The organism is Flavobacterium erciyesense (genome assembly GCF_018069925.1).
Taxonomy (GTDB): domain Bacteria; phylum Bacteroidota; class Bacteroidia; order Flavobacteriales; family Flavobacteriaceae; genus Flavobacterium; species Flavobacterium erciyesense.
On the sequence record NZ_JAGPXB010000005.1, the window covers coordinates 135,916 to 159,917 of the forward strand.

Here is a 24,002-nt window from a genome sequence, read left to right on the forward strand (position 1 = left end):
GAATAAATTAAAAACACTAGGAAAAAATGCCTAAAATGAAAACCAAATCTAGCGCCAAGAAACGTTTTAAAGTTACTGGTTCTGGAAAGATTAAAAGAAAGCATGCTTTTAAAAGTCACATCTTGACTAAAAAATCTAAAAAACGTAAATTAGCTTTGACACACTCAGCGTTAGTTCACAAAACAGATATGAAAAGCATCAAACAACAATTAAGAATTATCTAATAAGTCCAAAGTTAGAAAGTCTTAAAGTCTAAAGTTCACACTTTCGACATTCGGCTTTTGACATTTGACTAAAGATTTCTTTAGGTTAAAACAATTTCAATAACCTTGGAGTATGGCCTTTAAGTTCTCTTGATTAAATTCGGGACGCCTGCTACAAAAAAAAATTAAAAATTATGCCAAGATCGGTAAATTCAGTTGCTAAAAGAGCAAGAAGAAAAAAAATAATGAAGCAAGCCAAAGGTTTCTTTGGTAGACGTAAAAACGTTTGGACAGTTGCTAAGAACGCAGTAGAGAAAGCAATGTGCTACGCTTACCGCGATAGAAAAGTGAATAAGAGAAATTTCCGTTCATTGTGGATTCAGCGTATTAACGCAGGAGCTAGATTAGAAGGAATGTCTTACTCACAGTTTATGGGTAAAGTAAAAGCTAACGGTATCGAATTGAACCGTAAAGTTCTTGCTGATTTAGCGATGAATCACCCAGAAGCTTTCAAAGCAGTACTTAATAAAGTAAAATAAACGTTTTATCAACATATATTTAAACTTACTTACTTATAAAAAATCCCAATCTAACGATTGGGATTTTTTTTTATAATTATTATTACAAAACAATATATCAGTACCTTTGAAATAATCACTTTTTTAATAAATAATGCAGCCAAAAATTTTAACCTTAAATAGCAATGATGGATTACCAAATGATCAAATCCATAAAATTGCAAGCGATTCCTATGGGCGACTTTGGCTTCCAGGGCCGTCTGGCATATCCTTTTACAACGGTAATAAAATTAAAGTTTTTGATACACAAAATAGTTTAGATTGCCCAGGACTTAGAACAGTAACAATTTCAAAAAATCAAACTATTTGGATTGGTACTGACCAGGGAATAGAAGCTTTAAAAATAGATGGCTCAAAAATTAAACTTCATCTAAATTTTAATTGGAATTTTGGAATTGCAGAAAGTATATTTATTGATGATAATACCATTTGGATTGGAACGTCTTATGGATTAATTAAGCTTGAGAACAATAATTTTAAACTAAATTTAATTGCGTCTTATGATTTAGGTTTGGTAAAAAATATTATTCAAAAAAACAAAGAAAATATAGTAGCAATTAGTGCAAAAAAAGGAGTTTTTGAATTATCTGATAATCAAATAAATGTTTTATGTTTAGATTTTTTAAATGAAATCTACCCAACTTCAATACATAAATCTATAGATAATCACTTTTTTCTAGGAACAACTAATGGGCTTTATTTCCTAAATTCAAAATTTGAACTATTACAGCATTGTACACCCAAGACTGGTAGTTATAAAGTAACATCTATTAATAGTACATCAAACGAATTGATTGTAGGTTTTAATAAAAATATAATTATTTATGAGTACAATTCCAGCTCATTAAATGAAACAGAAGTTATTTATATAAATAGTCTAATCAATGATATTTATATAGATGGTATTAAAAATATATGGGTAGCAACCAACAATAATGGACTAAGAAAGATATCTAATATCAGAAAATCAATTTTTCAAATTGATACAGGATTTTTGGATGCTGCATTTTCAATATCTCAATCAAAAAAAGGGAACGGAATTTTAATAGGGGGATCAGAGTATTTTTCTCTTATATCTAAACTTAATTTGAACCTAGAAAACCAATCACTATTTAAATCAATAGTTTGGGACGTAATTGAAGATTTCAACCAAGACTCCAATATTTGGTTAGCCACTCAAGATGGATTATTTTATACGAATATTAATAATCTTGCGAAATTAGAGCATAAATTTTCATCCGTTATTTCAAGTCCAAATCGAGTTTTATTATCCCGAAATGATGAATTATGGGTAGGTACTGTTAGTGGATTATTTTGCATTAAAAACAATACTGCAAAAGAAATATTAACCAACAAGAACGAAAAATTTGGCTATGTATATACCCTCACGTTAGATGTAAATAATAGAATTCTAATTGGTACCCTAGGTCAAGGTTTATGGATTGAAGCAGAGGAAGGGATAAAAAAAATCACAAATGAATTAATATCAGAAAATGGGAATACATATTCAATCATTTCAAATAATAGTGGAAGACTTGTCATTATTCAAGAAGAAAATATTCTATTAATTGACGAAAATTATAAAACCTCTTTAATTTTAAAAGAATTCCCGCTTGGTGGTTGGACTGCAGTTTGGATAGACGATAATACTATTGCAGTTGGTTCTAGTGATGGAATTTGTATAATAGATGTTGCAAATAATAAACTGCTTCATCGAATAAATCTATATTTAGACAAATCTGAATGGCAATTTACCAGCTCAAGAGCTTTGTTTTTAGATGCTGAGAAAAATTTATTTTGTGCGCTTAACAACGGTTTGTATTTTGTTGATTTTAAAAATATAATTTCAAAACCCACTCCTCCAAATGTACTTGTAAACGAAATAATTTGGGAAAATACCACTCCCATTTTAAACAACAATACTTATGAATTAATTGAAGGGAAATGGTCAGTAAATATCTCTGTTTTTAGCGATTGGTATGTTGACGAAAAACAAATAAAATACAGATTTATGTTAGCTGGTTTCGACAATGGATGGACAGAATTGAATAATGGTACAATAAAATACAACTCATTAAATACAGGCAAATACGAATTATTAGTTCAATCGCACACTCCTATAACAGGCTATAGTGACCCATTTGTTTTACTTATTTTTAAAGTAAATTACACCTGGAATTCGAAAATTAATTCACTAAGAAAAAAAATCGGCTTGTTTTTTGATCTTTTTAAATCATCATCTTTTAAAAACAATTTGCTTTTAGAACAAAATGAATTATTCAAAAAAGAACTTCAAGAAAGAAAAATTATACAAAATGAATTAACACAATATAAAGAGCAATTAGAAGACCTTGTTTATAATAGAACCAAAGAATTAGAAAAAGAAAAAGAAAAAGCTCAAAAAGCCGACAAATCAAAATCAACATTTTTAGCCAACATGTCTCACGAAATAAGAACACCGCTAGGTGGAATTATTGGATTAAACAATATTTTACAAAAAACAATTTTAGATGAAAATCAAAAAGATTATGTTGAGAAAATTGAGAATTCGGCAGATCATTTATTACAAATTTTAAATAACATATTAGATATTTCTAAAATTGAATCTGATGAAATTGAGTTAGAAAATATTCCTTTTTCATTAGAAAAATTAATTTTTGATCTCAAGGAATTTGCTCAAATAAAACTAATTGACAAACCAACATCTTTCATTATTAATAAAAACATAGAAACCCAATATATGTTAATGGGTGATGTTTTAAGATTAAAACAAGTTTTAATCAACCTTTTAAGTAATGCCCTAAAATTTACCGAAGAAGGCACTATTACTTTATACATAAATCAACTAAAATCAATCGAAGAAAAAACAATATTACACTTTATTATAAAAGATACTGGGATAGGAATGACCCCAGAACAAATTAAAAATTTGTTCATAGCTTTCAAGCAAGCAGATTCAAGCATTTCTAGAAAATATGGCGGAACAGGTTTAGGATTAAATATTAGTTTTAAAATTGTAGAATTAATGGGGGGCGTTTTACATTGCAAAAGTACGCCTAAAAAAGGAACTAGTTTTTCATTTACAATTGCATTTGACACAAATGATAGTATTGATAATATGTTACAACAACCAAAACTTATTAATGATATTGTACAAAATTCTGATTTAGAATTAAATCTTGAAAACAATGAAATCAATATTCTAATTGCTGAAGATAACTTAATCAATCAATTAGTGATTAAAAAAACGCTCGAATTCAAAGGATATAATGTTACTCTGACTAACGATGGACAGAAATGTGTTGATGCTTTTAGTCAAAATTCAAACTTTGATATCATTTTTATGGATATCAATATGCCAAAAATGAACGGAATTGAAGCAACAAACTATATAAGAAAGACGCTAAAAAACACTACAATCCCAATCATTGCACTCACAGCCGATGTGACTCTAGAAACTCAAAACAGTATTGCTAAATACGGAATGAACGATTATCTTTCAAAACCCATCAGCGATGAAATGCTGCAAAAAATCCTTGAAAAATGGTTGTTAAAAAAATAAATAAAAGTTTTAATATTATGCTTAAAATAACCTTGAAGTATGGCCTTAGGTTTTATTGAATTGAACCGTAAAGTTCTTGCTGATTTAGCAATGAATCACCCAGAAGCTTTCAAAGCAGTACTTAATAAAGTAAAATAAACGTTTTATCAACTCAATTTAGATTACTTACTTATAAAAAAAACCCATCCACATTCGAGAGATGGGGTTTTTTAATTGTTCTAAATGGAAGAATTAGAAGATTAAAATTATTTTGATTTTAAAATAAAATAGGTATTTTCGTAATATGAAATACCACAAAATTTCCCACCTCTTTTTATTGTTTACAATTATATTTATCTCTTTTTCTTGCCAAAAAGAGAAAGTAAATCCTGCTTTTAAAAAGAAAAAACTAGCAGAGATTGAAAAACTATTTGAACGTGGATATTCTGATTTCGACGAAGCAAAGCACGACAGTGCTTTTTACTATTTTAATAAAGCCAAAAACCTAGCTGAGCAAATTCAAGATACTTCCAGAATTATTTATTCTTTGACTTGGATAGCGACAATAGAGCACAATCAAGGAGACTACGTCGGTAGCGAAGCTACAAGTACTGAAGCACTACCCTATTTAAATGGACCAAGAAGATTCCCTTATGGAGAAACCAATATCTATGCTCACATTGGTTCAAATTACATCGCTACCCAAGATTATAAAAACGCCGTTTACTATTTAAAAAAAGCAATTAACTATAAAACTGATGAATTATTTAAAGGAACCATTTACAACAATATTGCACTAGCTTACAAATATCAGGAGCTTTACAATAAAGCTGAATCTATATTAAGACCACTTTCTTCCAAAAAAATAATATATCAAGATTCATCCTTAGTAGCAACTATAAAAGATAATTTGGGCTTTGTGCAATACAAATTAAACAAACCCAATTCTCTAGCAAACATGATGGAATCTTTCAAAATAAGAAAAGCTATCAAAGATAATTACGGCTTACTTTCTAGTTACAATAATCTCTCTCTTTATCATGCTAATTCTGAACGTAAACTGGCAATAGCATATGCAAAAAAAGGATATCAAACAGCACTTAAAATTAGTCATCCTGATTCCGTTTTAGAGTTTTTAAAATTATTAATCCAAACCGATCCCGGTAAAGATCTTAAAAAATATGCAGATAATTACATTAGGATTAATGACAGTCTTGTTGGAGCAAGACAAAAAGCCAAAAATACATTTGCAAGGATTAAATACGACTCCAAGCGAGAAAAAGATGAAAATTTACGTCTTAAAAACGAAAGTATTCAGCAAGCACAAAAAATACAAAAACGCAATATAACCATTGTCCTCACCATTGCAACTATGACCTTGATTGGATTTTTTATCATTAGAAAAATCCGACTTAATAGCAAAAAAGAAAAAGTAAATGCTGCTTATTCTACAGAAGTACGATTGTCACAAAAACTACACGATGAGTTAGCAAATGATTTATTTCAAACCATAGCATTTGCCGAAGGTCAAGATTTATCAACAAAAGAAAATAAGGAAACACTCATTGCTAATTTGGATATAATATACAATCAGACTCGAAATATTTCACGAGAAAATAATAGTATAGAAACTGAAGCGAGTTACTTGCCCAATTTAAAAGGACTGTTTTTTGACTTTAATACGCAACAACAGCATATTATTACCGTAGGACTAGACACTATAAAATGGAACAGTATTGAAAACCATACAAAAATCACTATTTTCAGAATCATACAAGAACTATTAGTCAATATGAAAAAACACAGCAATTGCACTGTAGCTGTTTTTAACTTTGAAATAATATTGAACGTATTACAAATTTCATATCGCGATAATGGGCTTGGTTTACAAAATCAAACATTACAATTAAAAAACGGTTTGTCAAATTTAGAAAGTAGAGTTCAAAGTATTGACGGAACAGCTACTTTTAATACGATGAATGAATCTGGTTTTAATGCACAATTTCAAATTCCGATATAACATCTCTTATGTTTAAAAAAGTTTTAATAGCTGAAGATTTAGATGCAATTGCAGTCTCCCTCATTGATACGATCAAAGAAATTGGGGTTGAAGAAATTCATCATACCAAATATTGTGATGATGCCTATTTACAAGTAAAAAAAGCCTTAAACCAGAACAAATCTTTTGAGCTTGTTATTTGTGACTTATCATTTAAACCAGACCACAGAGAAAACAAAATCAATTCTGGAGTAGAGTTAATAAATGCCATTAAAAAAATTCAAAAAAACATAAAAATAATTGTATTCTCGATTGAGGATAAATCTTATCGCATTCAATCACTTTTTAAGAATTCTGGCATTAATGCATATGTCCCTAAAGGGCGCGATAGTTTAACCGAATTAAAAAAAGCTATTGAACAACTGTATAACAACGAAACTTATACTCCTATTAATTTTGTAGCAAATGCACTGCAAGACAAAACTATTTTTGAAATCGAGCATTATGATATTGAACTTTTAAAGCTGTTGGCAAATGGATGTACAATTGAAGAAATTTCACTGTCTTTCAAAAAAAATGGACTCACGCCCAATGGTCACAGCAGCATTGAAAAAAGAATCAATAAACTCAAATTATCTTTTAAGGCAAATAATAATGTTCAATTAATAGCTATCACTAAAGATTTTGGATTGCTTTAATATTTGAGAATTTTAAGTTTTTACGTATTTCAACAGCAATTTAATGCCAGTAATCGTTTTTTTAACAGTTTTTCTACTCATTTAAACCAAAAAAAAGTAAGCCTTTACGGATTCCCGTAAACTTTTGTGTTTTAAAGATGCTACGTTTGTAACTGCAAAACTTTAAGACAACAAATAATGGCCCTTTTTACAAGTAAAGATTTATCCTATTCTGGTTATTCACAATCAATTATTGATAGTACTCATCCTGATGCCATAGCTGTTTTGCAGGGCGAGTATGTTGACAAAGCAGAGGAAGCCGAAGTAGTTTACTTTTGTAATCAATTTCTTAAAAAATATAAAGTTCCCAAAACTAAAGCTACTTTTCAAAAAGTTGAACATTTTTTGCACCACGAAGCGTTAGAAAATGAAATACATAGAAGTCAGTTACAAGATTGGATTGCTACCAATTGGATCAAACTGTAGTAGCAATTTCAATGCTTCCATTCGCTTATTTTTATAGTTTATAGTATTATCTTTTTTAAACTAAATATTCCAGCTCCTACTTTTTATGGAATGAATCTAGATATAAAATTGTCTATAAACATAACGCTAATGGTAAATTGTTTTTTAAGTATACGCTTAATCTTTGTAAACCCAAAACCAACAACTAGACTGCTGCAACCATAAAAAATGAAAAAAACACTTTGGATTTTAACATTAGTTTTAATTTTAATCTTTTCATTCCCGGCAAAACAAAAACACATCGGAATAATAGAGTCCGATTATACGAACACAAATACCATCTTGTTCAAGCAGCACTTTAAACGAGACGATGATACCAGATTATCGATTAGTCGCATCAACAAAGAAAATCGCGTAAAAAGTGATCCCAACTATCGTACCCGACGTAAAAAAGGAAAGATAATATTTTCGAATTCTGTACTTTTACAATCGGAATCTAAACCTGATTTTAAAACCAAAAAATAGTCGGATGAATACCATTTCTATTTACGGAACACCATTACAATTATTCATTGACAATCTATAGTACCATTTAACGGTTTGAAAAGATTTATACCTCTATTGCTGCTATTTTTTATTTCATTTTACACTTTTGCTCAACTAAAAGTAGCCTCTTGGAATATTGAAAACCTTGGTAAGTCAAAATCTGCAAACGAAATACTTTTTATAGTCAATACCGTAAAAGATTTTGATATAATTGCTATCCAAGAGGTGGTTGCAGGACCCGGAGGAGCACAAGCTGTTGCTCAACTCGTTGACGACCTCAATCGAAAAGGGAAGCAATGGGATTATGTAGTAAGCGATCCTACAAGCAGTAGTGCTTATAAAACCGAACGTTATGCTTTTATTTGGCAAGCATCAAAAGTTAGGAAGCTAGGAAATGCTTGGCTTGAAAAAAAATTCAATAAAGAAATTGATAGAGAACCTTTTTACTGTACATTCAGAAACGGGAATAAAACCTTTACTTTGGTAAATTTTCATGCCATCACCAAGCAACGTCAACCCGAAACAGAAATCAAATTTTTTAAATTATTACCCGAGCAATACCCAAATCTAAACTTGATATTCATAGGCGATTTTAATTGCCCACAATCTCACAGCGTATTTAATCCTTTAAAAAAAATGGGATATGAACCAGTTTTTAAAGGCCAAAAAACTTCGTTAAAAAAGAAATGTATTGCAGGAAATTGTTTGGCATCAGAATTTGACAACATTTTTTACAACAAAGTAAAGATAAAAGTAGATCAAAAAGGCGTAGTGCCTTTTTATATAAGTTTCACTACGTTACTTGAGGCAAGAAAAATTTCAGACCACATTCCTATTTGGTTTCAATTTTCGTTGCTCTAATTTTTAAAAAAAAATCTTTACCTGTTTTACACTTTGTACAACATTATAAAAGATTTAGATTATTAACCGAATTGCTTTAGGTTTTTAACTTCTTTTTCTTTGCTGCGGGAAATAAAACATTGTTCAAAATTAATCTGAAACCAGGAGAATTGGGATGCAAATCGAGAACCGTTGGCGCATCACCCACTTGATGTTGGTAATCTTCAGGATCATGACCTCCGTAAAAAGTAAACATTCCTTTGCCTTTTTGCCCATGAATATAGCGTGCTTCGTTATTGAGTTCACAAGCTCCCATGACCAAAACATTAGACTTTATTAAATTAGAATCATAAGCAGTGGTTTGCCCCATAAATCCTTTTACTAACTGTGTATGATTTTGACATAACATACTTGGGATAGGATCCCATTTTGCCGAAAATTCCATTAAAGTAAAATAGTCTTTATCCATCGGAATACGGCGTTTAGAAGTCATGTCAATATCTGAAAACTCATATTGTTCCGGTTTACGCTCTAAAGTAAAATCCTTAAAAGCGAAAGCGCTCGTATAATTCAATTTTGATTGGTAATTGGCCTCACTCGCATCACCATCAAACATAGTTTCGCAAATGTCTAATCCATCAGCTGCCAATGCAATATCGAAGCTGTCAGTTGCTGAACACATCGCAAACATAAATCCTCCACCAATTACAAAATCTCTAATTTTTTTTGCAACTGCTCCTTTTTCGTTTGATACTTTTGCATACCCTAAAGAGGAGGCTAAGGTTTCAGCTTCTTTTTTTTGCTCAATGTACCAAGGTGTATTTTTGTACGCACCATAAAACTTACCATATTGTCCCGTAAAATCTTCGTGATGTAAGTGTAGCCAATCATACAAAAGCAATTGGTCTGTCAAAACCTCCGAGTCATATATAGCTGTAAAAGGAATTTCGGCATAGGTAAGCACGAGTGTTACGGCATCATCCCACGGTTGTTTGCCTTTTGGGGTGTAAACCGCAATTTTTGGAGCTTTTTCTAAGAGAACAGCTTCCATATTTTGGGACGGACTGTTTATCTCGTTCAAGATTGTTTGTTGCTCATCATCTGAAAGTACTTCAAAACTAACTCCTCGAATTTGGCATTCTTTTCTAATTTCATCGGCATCAGGTAATAAGAAAGATCCGCCTCGGTAATTTAAAAGCCAGCTAGCTTTGTAACTTTTATCGATACACCAAAACGTGATTCCATAAGCTTTAAGATGATTTTTTTGCGAAGTTTCATCCATTGGCAACAAAATAAAAGAGGCTTTTGCCTGTATCGAAAGGAACACTACCGCTAAAAAAAGAAGTCGCTGCATCATAGGATATTTTTTTTGATATTTCAAAGATAGAAACTAAGGAGAATAGTAAATCTAATTTTAACTATAAAATGACTCCGCATGTTAAATTTACTTCAAATCACGTAAAAACACGTACAAATGGTTTCTAGTGTAGTGCTAAATTCGCAAGTAGTTAAAACCAAAACTATGAGAACCTTAATAATGATACCAAACCCAAACAACTCACCATTTAAAATGTTGACATTATTAAAAAAATTAGGAATTATAGTCCTAATTGGGTGTATACTATTTTTCTATATTTTGTGCTTCCGGTTTTTAAGCCAATAACCTAATTCAATAAACACTTTTTCTTTTGAAAAATTACCACGTCAATATCGCCCAAGAAATGCTTTCGATTGCTCAAAAAGGAGGCGATACTAGTGCGCATCGCAGACAACTGTTTTATATTCGAGCCTCAAATCTTCAAAATAGCCTTACAAACGATTGTTTAAAAATTGTATTTTGGCTCAACTTATACAATGCTTTTTACCTATTACAACAAAATGAAATAGCACAAAATAAACAGCACCATAAATTAAAAAAGATAAAAGTAGCTCGATCAGTGCTTTCTTTGCATGATATCGAACACGGTATTTTAAGAAAAACAAAACTAAATATAGGTTTTGGGTATTTAAAAAATCCTTTTTACTCTTCCTTCATTAAAAATATGGCCGTAGAGCAATTGAATTACAATGTGCATTTTGCTTTACAAAAAATCAAAACAAATTCCGGCGGAACGATAATCTATGATGCCGAAATCTTACACACGCAGCTAAAAAAAACTGCTATTACCCTCTTACAAGAGCAAACTCAAGAAGACACAGCACAAAATATACTTTTTACACCTTCTTTTTTACGCCAATATGCAGGTGATTTTGGTGGCTTTGGTAGTATCAAAAATATACTGCAATTAATTTTAAACAGAGACTTACAAAAACACAGCTTGCGATATAAAAAATTCACGTAATATAAATGAAATTTTTTTTATAAGTCAAAGAGCATTAGGTCGTTCTGCACCGCAAAAACTACTAAACCTGCACTGTTTTTAGATTCTGTTTTTAAAAGTAAATTATTGCGATGCCCTTCAACAGTTCTGGGACTTATAAAAAGTATTTCAGCAATTTCTGCTGTACTTTTTTGTGCGCAAATTAGTCCTAAAACCTCAATTTCACGAGCCGTCAAAAAATTAGCATCAAAAACAGATTTCATTTTTTTAGAATTCAAACTATCTTCTTGAATAATTTTTAAGACATCCTCTGTATAATAAAAACCTTTTTCAGCAACCTCATTTATAGTAAGCAAAAGCTCTTGCGGAGTGGCGTTTTTAATTAAATAAGCCACAGCTCCTACTGCAATCATGTTCGCTATAAAAGATTTGGTTTGGTAACTTGTCAGTGCTATTATTTTTATATCTGGAAAAGAAGTATGAATAATTTTAGTAGCCTCGACTCCATTTATTTCGGGCATTTTAAGATCCATAATAATGATATCAGGCACATTAACATTTTCATCATGTAAAGCATCTAGGAGTTCTTGTCCGTTCGCCGCTTCAAAAACAACGTTAATATTTTCTTCGCGGTCTAGTAAAAATAATATTCCTTTGCGAAATAAAATTTCATCATCTACAAGCGCAATTTTTACAACGTTTTTCATTTTCTAAAAATTAAAATTTACTTTGACTCCTTCATTAATTCCTGATTGCAACTTCAAATTCCCATTCAAAAAAGTCACTCGGCTCTCGATGTTTTTCATTCCTAGACCTTTTTGATTCTCAAATATTTTTTGATCGAAACCGACTCCATTATCAGTATAAAAACCGTGTTTTTTGCCGTTTTTTTCATCTAATACAAGATTAATTTCGGTTGCTTTACCATGACGCAAAGAATTATTCATTAATTCTTGCAGAATCCTAAAAACATGTAAATGTCTATCATTTTCGGCAAGATCAAAACTAGTATTGCAGGTAAAATTCACTTTAACTGCCTTACTACTACTGAACTCCTCACAGAGCTCTTCGATTCCTGCTTGCAAACCAAATTTCTCCAAAACTGGAGGCAGTAAGTTATGAGCTATTTTTCGCGAATTATCAAGTGCTTTACCTGTTAAATCAATAATGGTAGTTGTGATTTCCTTGACTTGTAATTCTGATAATTTGGGGGTGTTAAGCAAATGACTATTCAAAGAAACAATGTTCAATTTAGAACTTATATCATCATGTAAATCTTGTGCAATACGTTTCCTCTCCTCTTCTTGTGTAAGAATTACAGCAGTCAATAGCTCTTTTTGATATTGAATTTCTAGATCTTTTTTCTCAAGCTCTTTTTGAATAATTTTCTTTCTTGAAAAATAAAAAAACAAGACCAACACAATTCCCATCAGAATAAATGTAACGCAACTATAGATAATAATCTCTATTATTTCATTTTCAGCAAGGGTGTTTGGTTTCATAATTCGCTCTTAATTTCGTTGTATGAAAATCTTCTTTTCCAATCGATCAAAATAATTATTTGATACAAAAGATACATAAAACTATTCAAAACCCATGGTATTTTATTAAATTCTGCACTCAACGACGTCATTAAATTACCTACAAGAAATAAAATGGTACTTCCTAATAAATAAACTAGAATCCCAATGTTCACGTAATAAAATTCTTTTTTTTCATTCAGTAAATTATAAAAATGAAAACTTGCCAACACAACTAATACAATTGAAGTAATTACAATTTCTAATAAATTGAACCTAAAAAACAAAGTGTTATCAGAAGCAAATTGCACGCCTAAAATCAATAAAACAACTACGAAACAAGCTGTTACAATTTTATTTTGCATACCATCTTGTTTTAATATTTGCTTGTAAAACCCACTTAACAAGATGAATTGTCCTATAAAATAAAAATGAGAAAGGAATAAATTACTACTCTTTTGCAAAATTAAAATTTCAGCCCACACTTGAATAATACAGGAGAGCGCGAGATAAATTGTAAAGATTTTATAGGCCTTGGTTTCTTTAAAAAATTGAGTAGAAAAAAGAATTAGATTAAGTAATAAAACAAAATATCCTGTGTATGCGAGAATTGTAATCATTTCTATTTTTGTAATAATGGACTACTTTCATCACATACAGTTGGACAGGGTCTGGTAAAATCATAAATATCGTCTTCTCCTTGGGTAACACCATCAACACCAACAGTAATCATGTCAACGTATGTATTTGTTGCTGCATCAAACTTAGTACCTACGATCATTAATTTTTCTACATTGTTGTCATCAACTCCAATATAAGCTCTTACCGCATCAACACCCTCGGCCAAAACTTCAAGTAAGTCTTCCTTTGGAATTAAAAATGCATTTAACCGATGGTGTTTGTTATAATCACCTTCTTTTTTAGACCAACGTTTGGCCCATTTTTGAGCAGTTTTTAATGAAATTGAATTTGGTTTTTTACTCGTTATACTTTCTTTTGAATTGGTTTGTTTTTCCATTATTGAAAGAATTAGGTTGCTTAATTTGATTCAAGAAAATGATAGGCTAAACTACCATTTTTTTATTATTTTAACAAAAAGAATACGATATTACAATTTACTAAAAAAGCCTAAACTTTTTGAAATTTAGGCTTTTATATCATGCAAATACTTTTTTCGACTACTTTAATTAAAACGGAACATCACTATCATCATCATCATCATTGAAATTACTACCAAAAGCCTCATTTGCTGATGGTAAATTTTTAGTAATAAAAGGATTATCTTCTTGATTCATACTTGAAGGCAAATCATCATAACCTCCGCTGTAATCTTCCAAGTTATCAAATTTACCTAGGTGTCCTAAGAATTTCAAACGAACGTTCTCGATACTACCATTACGGTGCTTGGCAATCATAATTTCGGCTTGACCCGCTGTTGGCGCTGCTTCGTCATCATCCCATTCATCAATTTTATAATATTCCGGACGGTATAAGAACGATACAATATCGGCATCTTGCTCAATCGCTCCAGATTCACGAAGGTCAGAAAGCAATGGTCTTTTACTTGAACCACGAGTTTCAACGGCACGAGACAATTGCGAAAGTGCAATTACTGGCACATTTAATTCTTTTGCTAATGCCTTCAAGTTTCGAGAAATCGTCGAAATCTCTTGCTCTCGATTTCCTCCTCCTTTTCCGCTACCACCAGCAGTCATTAATTGCAAATAATCGACAATGATGATTCGAATTCCGTGTTGCGAAACCAAACGTCTTGCTTTTGCACGCAAATCAAAAATCGATAATGAAGGTGTATCATCTATAAAAAGGGGCGCTTTCTCCAAATTTTTAACCTTAGTACTCAACTGCTCCCACTCGTGTTTTTCTAATTTTCCGGTACGCAATTTTTCTGAAGACAAACCAGTTTCTGAAGATATCAAACGTGTAATCAACTGTACCGATGCCATCTCCAAAGAAAACAAGGCTACAGGCATTTTAAAATCGATTGCCATATTACGAGCCATAGACAATACGAATGCCGTTTTTCCCATCGCAGGTCTCGCAGCAATGATAATTAAATCACTTGGCTGCCAACCAGAAGTCACCTTATCTAATTTGTCAAAACCAGTGGCTACACCACTCAAGCCTTCTTGACCAGCAATTTCTTCGATTCGCTTTTTAGCTTGTAAAACCAAACTTTGCGCTGTTTCAGAACTACGTTTGATATTTCCTTGCGTTACTTCGTATAGTTTAGATTCTGCTCTGTCTAATAAATCAAATACATCTGTAGTTTCATCGTAAGAGTCTTCGATAATTTCAGTAGAAATTCGAATCAAACTACGCTGAATGAATTTTTGCAAAATGATTCGCGAGTGAAATTCAATGTGTGCCGAAGATGATATTTTTTGAGTCAGTTGAATTAAATACAAATCGCCACCAGCGAGCTCCAATTTGGCATTCTTTTTTAATTGTGCCGATACAGTCAACAAATCAATAGGTTGCGTATCAGTAAACAATTGGGTGATTGCTTCAAAAATATGCTTGTGTGCTTCTTTGTAAAAAGCATCAGGTTGCAGAATATCAATAACATCATCTACACCTTTTTTATCAATCATCATGGCGCCAAGTACAGCCTCCTCTAATTCAATAACTTGAGGTTGTAATTTTCCTTTTTCTAGGCTTATAATTGTCGATTTATCAACCTTCACTGGATTGATGTTTCTGAAGTTTTCCATAGCACGAAAGTAACAAAATTTAAAAAAAGATTAAGCCGGAGTTATTACAAATAAATGTTCATAAGTAACTATTTTTTGTTTATAACCCCAAAAAAAACCGTCTCATAGCAGTACGAGACGGTTAGGTAAATATAAGTTTGGAGTGCTTATTCCTTGTACTCTCCCATTTTGCTGTATTTCTCCATTCTTTGCGCAATTAAATCAGCTGTTGATAAGTCTTTCAGCTCATTATAACCTTTCAAGATGTATTGCTCTACGGTTTTAAACGTAGTTTCTCTATCGTAGTGCGCTCCTCCAAGAGGTTCTGGAATGATATCGTCAACTAATTTTTGTTTTTTCATATCGGCTGATGTCAATTTCAAAGCCTCAGCAGCTTGTTCTTTGTACTCCCAACTTTTCCATAAAATTGAAGAACAAGATTCAGGTGAAATAACAGAGTACCAAGTGTTTTCCATCATGTAAACTCTATCTCCCACTCCTATTCCTAGTGCACCACCTGATGCTCCTTCACCCACAATGACAGTAATAATTGGCACTTTCAAGTTAACCATCTCAAAAATGTTTCTCGCAATAGCTTCTCCTTGTCCACGCTCTTCAGCCTCAAGCCCTGGATAAGCACCGGGAGTATCAATTAGGGTAACAACTGGAATACCAAATTTTTCAGCCATTTTCATCAAGCGCAATGCTTTTCTGTAACCTTCAGGATTTGCCATCCCGAAATTACGAAACTGACGCATTTTAGTATTGATCCCTTTTTGTTGACCAACAAACATAAATGATTGCCCGTTTATTTGGCCTAAACCACCTATCATGGCTTTATCATCTTTAAATGCTCTATCCCCAAAAAGTTCCAAAAATGTACCTTTCGTAAGATTAGTGATATGCTCTAAAACATAAGGTCTATTTGGATGTCTAGACAGCTGAACACGTTGCCAAGCTGTAAGATTTTTGTAAATATTTTTTTTGGTTTCTTCTAGTTTTTTGTTGATTTGTTTACAGGTATTTGTAACGTCAACATCTGATTCTGTACCAATGATAAGACATTTCTCTAACTGCTCTTCTAACTCTTTTATAGGAAGCTCAAAATCTAAATATTCCATAGGATTTTTGCGTTTTTGTTTTTATTTCGAACCGCAAATATAAAATTTTAAATCGTTCGAAAAGGTAATTATTGTGTTAATGTATATTTTTTTGAATGATTTGAATAGGTTACTATTCCTTAATTTTTGCTTTTTGATAATGTTTGATTACCCCATTTAACAACACAGTAAGTACTATAATCACAGCACCAACATAAAACTCGAAACTCATTTTTTCTTTTCCGCCCAGGATAAAATAAGCTAATACAATTCCGTACACAGGCTCTAAATTAGTGGTTAACATAACCGTGTAAGGAGTAAGTTTTTGCATCACTTTGACCGAAGCTGTAAAAGCATAGGCAGTACATACTGAAGCCAAAACTAAAATTAGCACCCAATTTTTGGTAGTTAACGTAAAAAAGTCAGCAGTAAAAACGCCTTGGTACAACAAATAGATCGAAATAAAGAAAACGCCAGCTACAAATTCATAAAACGAAATTACAGCGGGATCGTGCTTCGCAATTAGCTTTCCGTTACTGAGGGTAAATAAAACGCCCAATACAATTGAAGCTAAGGCAAACAACATTCCGTTGATATAATTTACCTCAACTTGCATGATCAAAGCCAAACCAGCGATAATTATTAATCCAAAAAACACCTCGTACCAGAGTACTTTACGTCCATAAAAAAGTGGTTCTAATAGGGACGCAAAAAAGGCTCCCAAAGAAAATACAGAAAGCGTAATGGACACGTTTGAAACTTTTATAGCTTGAAAAAAGAAAATCCAATGCAAGGCAATTAGCAACCCTACAAAAAGTAGTTTGAAGAAAGATCGTAAAGGCACACGAAACGATTTTTTGGTAGCCACTATAAAAAGTGCCAAAAACAGTCCGGCAAAAAACATTCTAAACCAAACCAAAGCATCCGATTGAATGGTAATCAATGCGCCTAAAATGGCCGTAAAACCCCAAATAAATACAATTAAATGAAGGTTTAAGTAACTTTTTAAATTATCGTTTTGCATTTCGTAATAAGTAAATGGCTAAAATTCCAAAAGCAATATTTGGCAACCAAACGGCTAGTAATGGCGGGATACTCGATTTTTCGGCCAGTACACCAAATATTTTATCAAAAAATACAAAGGCAAATGCTAGTGCAATACCTATTGCTAAATTGGTCCCCATACCGCCTCTACGTTTCATTGACGAAACCGCAACGGCTATAATGGTTAAGATAAAAGCTGAAACAGGAATACTGTATTTTTTGTACAACACCACCAAATACACATTGATATTCGATGAGCCACGTTCTCGTTCTTTGGCAATAAAAGCATTCAATTTGCCCAAATTTAAGGTCTCTGCAATATAAACAACAGGAGTTAAATCTTCTAAATCAAAAGCAAAAGTGGCTTTTTTTTCAGGTAACTTCACAATAACATCACTTAATTTGCCTACGGTTCGTTTGGTGTAATCGTATAATGTATAGGTACTGTCCTTTGGATTCCAAGTAATTCTCGTTGCGGTTATTTTGTGCAGCAACTTATCATTCTTGAATTTTTCAAGTGTAAAATTGTAGGCTGTTTTGGTTTCGGTATTAAAGCTGTTTACGTAAATAAACTCATTGTCATTCAATTGGCGGTATACATCAGTATTATCGCCACGCATGGCCTCTTTACCATTTCCTTTTAAGTAAGTGTACCTAAAATTATTAAACCCTTCACTTGCTGATGGCACTACGTAAAAACCCATCAACAAAACAAAAACCGACACAATAGAAGCGCCAATCAAATACGGTCGTAAAAAACGAGTAAATGAAATTCCGGAACTCAAAATAGCAATAATCTCAGTATCATTAGCCAATTTTGACGTAAACCAAATCACCGACAAAAACAAAAAGATAGGAAATAGCGAGTTAGCAAAGTACACCGTAAAGTTGTAATAGTAAAGTGCTATATCTGCAAACGGAACCTTGTTTTCGAGTAATTTATTAATCTTTTCAGATACGTCAACCACGATTCCGATTGGGATAAACAGCAACAACATGACCACAAACGTGGCCAAATATCTTTTCAGGATGTACTTGTCTATTATTGTAAGCATGTTTTTGTTTAAAGTTTAAAGTTTCAGGTTTAAAGTAAGCGCTAGAACGTTAAACTTGAAACCTTAAACATTTTTTTTACAAACGTTGACTCATGTTTTTCACCATCATTTCTTTCCATGGCTTGAAATCGCCAGCTAAAATATGCTTTCTAGCCTCACGAACCAACCACATATAAAAACCAAGGTTATGTATTGTAGCAATTTGTTTACCCAAGTATTCGTTGGCAGCAAACAAATGACGCAAATAAGCTTTGGTATACTCCGTATCCACGAAAGTGATTCCCATTTCATCAAGTGGCGAAAAATCGGCTTCCCACTTTTTATTTTTAATATTGATGGTACCGTTGGCTGTAAACAACATTCCGTTTCTCGCGTTACGAGTAGGCATCACACAGTCAAACATATCAACTCCTAACGCAATATTTTCTAGAATATTTATTGGCGTACCTACACCCATTAAATACCTTGGTTTGTCTTCTGGTAAAATTTCGCAAACCACTTCGGTCATGGCATACATTTCCTCAGCAGGTTCTCCTACTGATAAACCTCCAATGGCATTTCCTTGTTGATTTGAATTGGCAATATACTCTGCTGATTGCATACGCAAATCCTTATACGTACTACCTTGAACAATTGGGAAAAAAGTTTGCTCGTACCCGTATTTAAAAGGTAATTTATCCAAATGACTAATACATCTATCCAACCACCTGTGCGTCATTTTCATAGAGCGTTGTGCGTAACGATAATCACAAGGATAAGGCGTACACTCATCAAAAGCCATGATAATATCAGCACCAATAGTACGCTGAATTTCCATTACATTCTCTGGCGTAAAAAAGTGGTACGAACCGTCAATATGCGATTTAAACTTTACCCCTTCTTCTTTAATTTTACGATTTGCTGATAACGAATACACTTGATATCCACCAGAATCGGTCAAAATATTACGGTCCCAATTCATGAATTTGTGCAATCCGCCTGCTTTTTCGAGAATTTCAGTTTGCGGACGCAAGTATAAGTGATAGGTATTTCCCAGAATAATATCTGGATTGATATCGTTTTTTAATTCACGCTGATGCACTCCTTTTACAGAGGCTACCGTACCTACAGGCATAAAAATTGGGGTCTCAATCACCCCATGATCAGTAGTTATACTTCCCGCTCTAGCTTTGGATAGCGGATCTTTTTTTAATAAATCAAATTTCATCTGGTACTTCTATTTTTTCAGTCGCCTAAACCTTCCACAAAGACTTTCTTTAACAAAATCAGCCTGCGTAACGCCTTTCGTGCGAACCTATTTCACCCGTTTGTTCGGCTGGCAAAGATAGGTTAAATAGAAATCCGCATCAAAAAAAATATTCCAAGCCGTTTACATACTCATTTTGTGAACTACAGTAGCATCAAACACCATATTTCTTTGGGCGCGACCCCATTTCACTAGCGTTACATTTGGGGTCGGGCTATTCGTTGCAATCTTTTTTAGCGCACAGCTATTCGCTGTTCTCTAAAAAAGGATTTCCACTGCTATCCCTCGCGCAAAAAAAACTGTTTACAGCACAAAATAGCTGCAAAACGAGGAATTGCTTATTGAGTCACACTATCCATAAAACGAATCATTTCTTCAAATCTAGCGCTCCAAGGTTTAAAATATTGTACCACCATCGGAACATGCTTTTTCCTCAAACGAATGGTTTGCACCTCAGGTTGAAAAACTTTGATGGCTTTTTCAAAACGTTGGGTTCCCTCAATAATAGAGGGATAGGTTTTTGTACCAACATACAATAAAACTGGCGGCGTTTGGGCATTAACATAATAAATTGGCGAAGCTGCTTTCCATTGCTCAGGATCGGAAGTCCAAGTGGCTAAATAATCGTCTTGATTGGTAGGAGGATATTTCTCGAGATAGTTTTTCATATCGAGTCCAGCCGCATCGTTTAAAATAATTCCAGCAACACTCTTAGGTTGCACACCATATTTAGGATTCATAACCGCCAAGGCACCAAGATGCCCACCTGCAGAATGTCCGGTTACAAAAATCTGGTTCGCATTGCCGTTGTACTGACTAATATTCTTTTTAGTCCACTCAATCGCAGTTGCAATTTGCTGGGCCATAACATCATAGTTTACCTTAGGACTCAGCGTATAATCAGGTATAACGGTTATAATTCCTCTTTTGGCAAAATTACGACCTAATAAATTATAAGTTTCCTTACGCCCGCTATTCCAATTTCCACCATGTACAAAAATCAAAACTTTAGCTCCTGCTTTATTTACTTTTTGAGGAACAAAAATATTGAGCTTGGGCGCTATAGTCGCATTTTCAACCGTAGTTGGTTGGTAAACAATATTAGAAGTCTTTTTGGAGGCACAACTCGTTATCAGAAAAACCGATATTAAAACAGTAGGGATTTTAAACAAACGCATCATGTATTTTTTTTTACGAATATACTATTTAAAAAAATCGTAGCCATTAGCAAGTCTCTAAAATTGACCCAACAATGCCTGTAGACTTAAAGTAATTTTCTCCTTTGGCACATTGTAAATCAAAAAAAACGGTCAATATCAAGGATACGAACCGTTTTTAATGAAGCTTTTGATTAACAAATGACAATCAAATAAGAATTATTTAGATTAATTAAATTGCGCTGTCACGTACTCAACTAAACTTTGATCTGACATTTTATTTGAAGTGCTTTCTGTAGCTACTACATTTTTGTACTGTGGAGTTTCATTCAAAAAATTTATAAATTGCTCCTGAGCAGTTCCTGTTCCTGTTACGTGCAATTCATCTACGTTTTGCATGTGAGCGGTAATGCTTTTAAATAGTTTTCGCAGCTGATCTCTCTCGGCATTGTTAGCGGCATTTTCACTGGTATTGTAGCCTTGTCCGTCAACGGTTTCATGACCTAGTACTAAAAAATCTCCGGAATCTACATTTTCTCTTCCTACAATGGTAGCGTGATGGGAATCCATCCACACTCCAAATTGCTTTTTGCTGTTCTGTGACATGATTATTTATTTAAGTTATAACACCTTTTGCATCAGCTGTATTTTGCTGATTATTAGTATTCTTATAAAGGTAGCCCATCTACATTTAATAAAGTTGCATTTAACAAAGTCTTATGCTCTCTAAAAATTGAAGTCCAAATTCTTATTTCACAGAAACAGTTCTAAAAAATTCAATTTTAAAGCGGTAAAGTAGTTAATTAGTTGTCAAATAAAATACCATTTTTTTATAGGTACTTCAGTAACACAGCAACAAACAAGACTCTAAAAACGGGAATTGTTTGTATCTTTACTAGCTCATTAAAAAACTACTATTTGTGCGATGTACGACTCACTAATTCGTTATATCCAAAGCAGAGCTGCAATAGAAAAAGAACAATTGGATCTCATTTGTTCCCGTTTTTCTGCTTTAAAAACAAAACGAAATGAAATTTTAGTACGCTACGACGATATTTGCCAACACTATTATTTTGTAAACAAAGGATGCATTCGCCTTTTTACCATCAATAAAGAAGGGATAGAAACCTCTCGCTTTTTTGCTTTTGAAGGAAGTTTCGGAACGGCATTGCCTAGTTTTATTGATCAAAAACCCACTTTTGAGTACTTGCAAACCATAGAAAAATCGGATCTACTTGTTATTTCTAGAACTGATTTTTATCAATTAGTAGACACCATTCCTGCTTTTGAAATGATTTACAGAGAAATTCTAGAGTTGGGTTTTATAACTGCTCAAAAACGAATCTATGGCTTTCAAGGATTTAATGCTTTAGAAAAAGTGCAATGGATTATTGCTAATCAACCTCAATTTTTATTACGTGTGTCCAATAAAATGGCTGCCTCCTATTTAGGGATTACGCCATCAACATTAAGCCGCATCAAATCCAAACTCTAAAAAATGTTGACATAGGACAATCTTTATAACGTCGCTCATTTTTAATTTTGACAAAAAATTAATTATGAAAACAACCGCTTTTTTATATGCACTGCTAATCCCAATATTTGCAGCAGCACAAAACAAATCGCCAACTAACCCTGCGGGTAACCAACTGCCTTTGCAGCAGGAACAACAGTTTACTAAAACAGTTAAACAATTAACACTTAAAGCGGCCGTTGCTATTACTGAAAATGCAAGAAAAGCTGCAACGGGTTTACAAAAAAATGTTACTATTGCCATCCTTGACCATTCAGGACAAACCTTGATGATTACTCGAGGCGAAGAGGTTGGCCCACACAATACGGAAGCCGCAAGACGAAAAGCGTACACCGCACTATCAACTAAAACACCCACATTATTACTTTCTAGAAACGCTCGAAATAATCCCGATACGCAAAATTTAACATCACTTCCTGAACTGTTATTACTGGCAGGCGGCTATCCGCTTTGGTACAACGGGCAAGTCATAGGAAGCATAGGAATTGCCGGCGGAGGAAGTCCAGAAAATGACGATTTTATCGCTAAATCAGGAGCAATACCAAGTGCTCAAATCACTACATATTAATTCACATAAAAATAAAAAAAATGAAAAATTTACTTTTTAGTTTTCTATTTCTAGTTGCAGCAACAGCAACCTACGCACAAAATAACAACTATCAACTATCTAGTCATATCCTAGATATTTCAACAGGAAATCCCGCAGTAGGTGTTCCAGTGGTATTAGAAAAATACGATGAACCTACAAAAGTTTGGTCGTATGTCACTGAGAAAATTACGGATAAAAACGGACGTATAACCGATTTTTTACCTAACAAAGAAAGTAACAACGGAATCTATAAACTTCGATTTTTAGTTGACGATTATTTTAAAACTAAAAAAACAGCAAGTTTTTATCCTTTTATCGAAGTGGTATTCCAAATCAAAGATGCAAACCATTACCATGTTCCTATCACCCTTTCAAGCTTTGGTTATTCCACATATCGTGGCAACTAAGTGTAAGAAGCATGATCAATATCTTTAGCAGTATTTAAAAATTTCAAACGCTACTCTTCTGTTTGAATAAAATGTTACCGATAAAGCTTTATTTTTGTAACAATGAATTTTAGATTCGAAACAAAAATAATCCCAATGAAAATAGCTCAAATTATTAAAGAAAAAAGAGGAACCTTAATTGACGTGCGCTCTTATGCAGAATTTACTGGAGGTCATGTTGCTGGGTCTTTAAATATCCCGCTTCAAGAAATACCACATAGAATACAGGAAATCCAAGAACTTAAAACACCATTAGTATTGTTTTGTGCCTCTGGTAACAGAAGCAGTCAAGCACAAGTATTACTAACTGCGCAGGGAATTGAATGTTATAACGGCGGTTCTTGGCTGGATGTAAATTTTATGCAAGCACAAGCTGAGTAATATTTAAAATGATGATTATTTTCAATTGAAATAATAAAATGTAAAAGCC

Annotated in this window: 25 protein-coding genes and 1 pseudogene; 14 read left to right on the forward strand and 12 right to left on the reverse strand. The window is 32.9% G+C overall.

Translation table 11 applies throughout. The features are described 5' to 3' along the window. Positions 1-26: 26 nt before the first annotated feature. The 9 genes and pseudogenes from rpmI to KBJ98_RS07520 all read left to right on the forward strand — a co-directional run bounded on the left by rpmI (position 27) and on the right by KBJ98_RS07520 (position 8,870). On the forward strand, positions 27-224 hold the full coding sequence (gene rpmI / locus KBJ98_RS07480) for a 50S ribosomal protein L35 (RefSeq protein ID WP_022827375.1): 198 nt from the start codon (positions 27-29) through the stop codon (positions 222-224). 173 nt (positions 225-397) lie between these two features. Then, on the forward strand, positions 398-742 hold the full coding sequence (rplT, locus tag KBJ98_RS07485; protein WP_086453231.1) for a 50S ribosomal protein L20: 345 nt from the start codon (positions 398-400) through the stop codon (positions 740-742). A 133-nt stretch (positions 743-875) separates the two neighbouring features. Beyond that, on the forward strand, positions 876-4,343 hold the full coding sequence (locus KBJ98_RS07490; RefSeq protein WP_210789151.1) for a hybrid sensor histidine kinase/response regulator: 3,468 nt from the start codon (positions 876-878) through the stop codon (positions 4,341-4,343). A 54-nt stretch (positions 4,344-4,397) separates the two neighbouring features. After that, positions 4,398-4,481 (forward strand): annotated as a pseudogene (locus KBJ98_RS07495) (50S ribosomal protein L20); the annotation flags it as partial. A gap of 145 nt (positions 4,482-4,626) precedes the next feature. Continuing rightward, complete coding sequence (locus KBJ98_RS07500; RefSeq protein WP_210789152.1) at positions 4,627-6,342, forward strand: tetratricopeptide repeat-containing sensor histidine kinase; 1,716 nt, start codon at positions 4,627-4,629, stop codon at positions 6,340-6,342. 8 nt (positions 6,343-6,350) lie between these two features. Then, complete coding sequence (locus KBJ98_RS07505; protein WP_210789154.1) at positions 6,351-7,019, forward strand: response regulator; 669 nt, start codon at positions 6,351-6,353, stop codon at positions 7,017-7,019. Between the two features lie 177 nt (positions 7,020-7,196). After that, entirely contained in the window at positions 7,197-7,484 is a 288-nt protein-coding gene (locus KBJ98_RS07510; RefSeq protein WP_210789156.1) for a hypothetical protein, read from the forward strand. Positions 7,485-7,691: 207 nt separating this feature from the next. After that, entirely contained in the window at positions 7,692-7,988 is a 297-nt protein-coding gene (locus tag KBJ98_RS07515) for a hypothetical protein (protein ID WP_210789157.1), read from the forward strand. Between the two features lie 75 nt (positions 7,989-8,063). Beyond that, on the forward strand, positions 8,064-8,870 hold the full coding sequence (locus KBJ98_RS07520; RefSeq protein WP_210789158.1) for an endonuclease/exonuclease/phosphatase family protein: 807 nt from the start codon (positions 8,064-8,066) through the stop codon (positions 8,868-8,870). A gap of 76 nt (positions 8,871-8,946) precedes the next feature. On the opposite strand, the gene KBJ98_RS07525 is transcribed toward KBJ98_RS07520, so the two are convergent. Further along, positions 8,947-10,203, reverse strand: coding sequence for an asparagine synthetase B (locus KBJ98_RS07525; protein WP_394369368.1), 1,257 nt, complete (start codon positions 10,201-10,203; stop codon positions 8,947-8,949). Between the two features lie 334 nt (positions 10,204-10,537). Here KBJ98_RS07525 and KBJ98_RS07530 point away from each other — a divergent pair, with 334 nt between their 5' ends. Next, complete coding sequence (locus tag KBJ98_RS07530) at positions 10,538-11,191, forward strand: DUF547 domain-containing protein (protein WP_210789162.1); 654 nt, start codon at positions 10,538-10,540, stop codon at positions 11,189-11,191. Positions 11,192-11,208: 17 nt separating this feature from the next. On the opposite strand, the gene KBJ98_RS07535 is transcribed toward KBJ98_RS07530, so the two are convergent. The 11 genes from KBJ98_RS07535 to KBJ98_RS07585 all read right to left on the reverse strand — a co-directional run bounded on the left by KBJ98_RS07535 (position 11,209) and on the right by KBJ98_RS07585 (position 21,609). Continuing rightward, complete coding sequence (locus tag KBJ98_RS07535; protein ID WP_210789164.1) at positions 11,209-11,877, reverse strand: response regulator transcription factor; 669 nt, start codon at positions 11,875-11,877, stop codon at positions 11,209-11,211. Positions 11,878-11,880: 3 nt separating this feature from the next. Then, complete coding sequence (locus KBJ98_RS07540; protein ID WP_210789166.1) at positions 11,881-12,672, reverse strand: sensor histidine kinase; 792 nt, start codon at positions 12,670-12,672, stop codon at positions 11,881-11,883. Beyond that, on the reverse strand, positions 12,669-13,310 hold the full coding sequence (locus KBJ98_RS07545; protein ID WP_210789168.1) for a hypothetical protein: 642 nt from the start codon (positions 13,308-13,310) through the stop codon (positions 12,669-12,671). The genes KBJ98_RS07540 and KBJ98_RS07545 overlap by 4 nt, the downstream gene beginning before the upstream one ends. A gap of 2 nt (positions 13,311-13,312) precedes the next feature. After that, positions 13,313-13,708: a hypothetical protein gene (locus KBJ98_RS07550; protein WP_210789170.1), complete on the reverse strand. Its 396-nt coding sequence runs from the start codon at positions 13,706-13,708 to the stop codon at positions 13,313-13,315. A gap of 169 nt (positions 13,709-13,877) precedes the next feature. Then, positions 13,878-15,422, reverse strand: a complete 1,545-nt coding sequence (gene dnaB, locus KBJ98_RS07555) for a replicative DNA helicase (protein WP_210789172.1) — start codon at positions 15,420-15,422, stop codon at positions 13,878-13,880. A 146-nt stretch (positions 15,423-15,568) separates the two neighbouring features. Beyond that, on the reverse strand, positions 15,569-16,522 hold the full coding sequence (locus KBJ98_RS07560) for an acetyl-CoA carboxylase carboxyltransferase subunit alpha (RefSeq protein WP_210789174.1): 954 nt from the start codon (positions 16,520-16,522) through the stop codon (positions 15,569-15,571). 112 nt (positions 16,523-16,634) lie between these two features. Continuing rightward, positions 16,635-17,525: a DMT family transporter gene (locus KBJ98_RS07565; RefSeq protein ID WP_210789175.1), complete on the reverse strand. Its 891-nt coding sequence runs from the start codon at positions 17,523-17,525 to the stop codon at positions 16,635-16,637. Beyond that, complete coding sequence (locus KBJ98_RS07570) at positions 17,512-18,600, reverse strand: LptF/LptG family permease (RefSeq protein ID WP_210789176.1); 1,089 nt, start codon at positions 18,598-18,600, stop codon at positions 17,512-17,514. Before KBJ98_RS07570 ends, KBJ98_RS07565 begins: the two co-directional genes overlap by 14 nt. Before the next feature lie 76 nt (positions 18,601-18,676). Continuing rightward, positions 18,677-19,807: a tRNA guanosine(34) transglycosylase Tgt gene (gene tgt, locus KBJ98_RS07575; RefSeq protein ID WP_166137227.1), complete on the reverse strand. Its 1,131-nt coding sequence runs from the start codon at positions 19,805-19,807 to the stop codon at positions 18,677-18,679. Between the two features lie 377 nt (positions 19,808-20,184). Beyond that, positions 20,185-21,027 (reverse strand): alpha/beta hydrolase, encoded by an 843-nt coding sequence (locus KBJ98_RS07580; protein WP_317192487.1) that lies wholly within the window; start codon positions 21,025-21,027, stop codon positions 20,185-20,187. 204 nt (positions 21,028-21,231) lie between these two features. Continuing rightward, a complete protein-coding gene (locus KBJ98_RS07585) occupies positions 21,232-21,609 on the reverse strand; it encodes a hypothetical protein (RefSeq protein WP_210789178.1) in 378 nt (125 codons plus the stop codon). Between the two features lie 319 nt (positions 21,610-21,928). On the opposite strand from KBJ98_RS07585, the gene KBJ98_RS07590 reads away from it, so the two are divergent. The 4 genes from KBJ98_RS07590 (at position 21,929) to KBJ98_RS07605 (ending at position 23,953) form a co-directional block, all read left to right on the forward strand. Further along, entirely contained in the window at positions 21,929-22,498 is a 570-nt protein-coding gene (locus KBJ98_RS07590) for a Crp/Fnr family transcriptional regulator (RefSeq protein WP_210789180.1), read from the forward strand. Between the two features lie 64 nt (positions 22,499-22,562). After that, positions 22,563-23,105, forward strand: coding sequence for a GlcG/HbpS family heme-binding protein (locus KBJ98_RS07595; RefSeq protein WP_210789182.1), 543 nt, complete (start codon positions 22,563-22,565; stop codon positions 23,103-23,105). Between the two features lie 20 nt (positions 23,106-23,125). After that, positions 23,126-23,533 carry a hydroxyisourate hydrolase gene (uraH, locus tag KBJ98_RS07600; protein WP_210789185.1) on the forward strand — a complete coding sequence of 136 codons (408 nt, stop codon included), beginning with the start codon at positions 23,126-23,128 and terminating at the stop codon, positions 23,531-23,533. A gap of 102 nt (positions 23,534-23,635) precedes the next feature. Then, complete coding sequence (locus tag KBJ98_RS07605; protein ID WP_225899082.1) at positions 23,636-23,953, forward strand: rhodanese-like domain-containing protein; 318 nt, start codon at positions 23,636-23,638, stop codon at positions 23,951-23,953. Positions 23,954-24,002 lie beyond the last annotated feature (49 nt).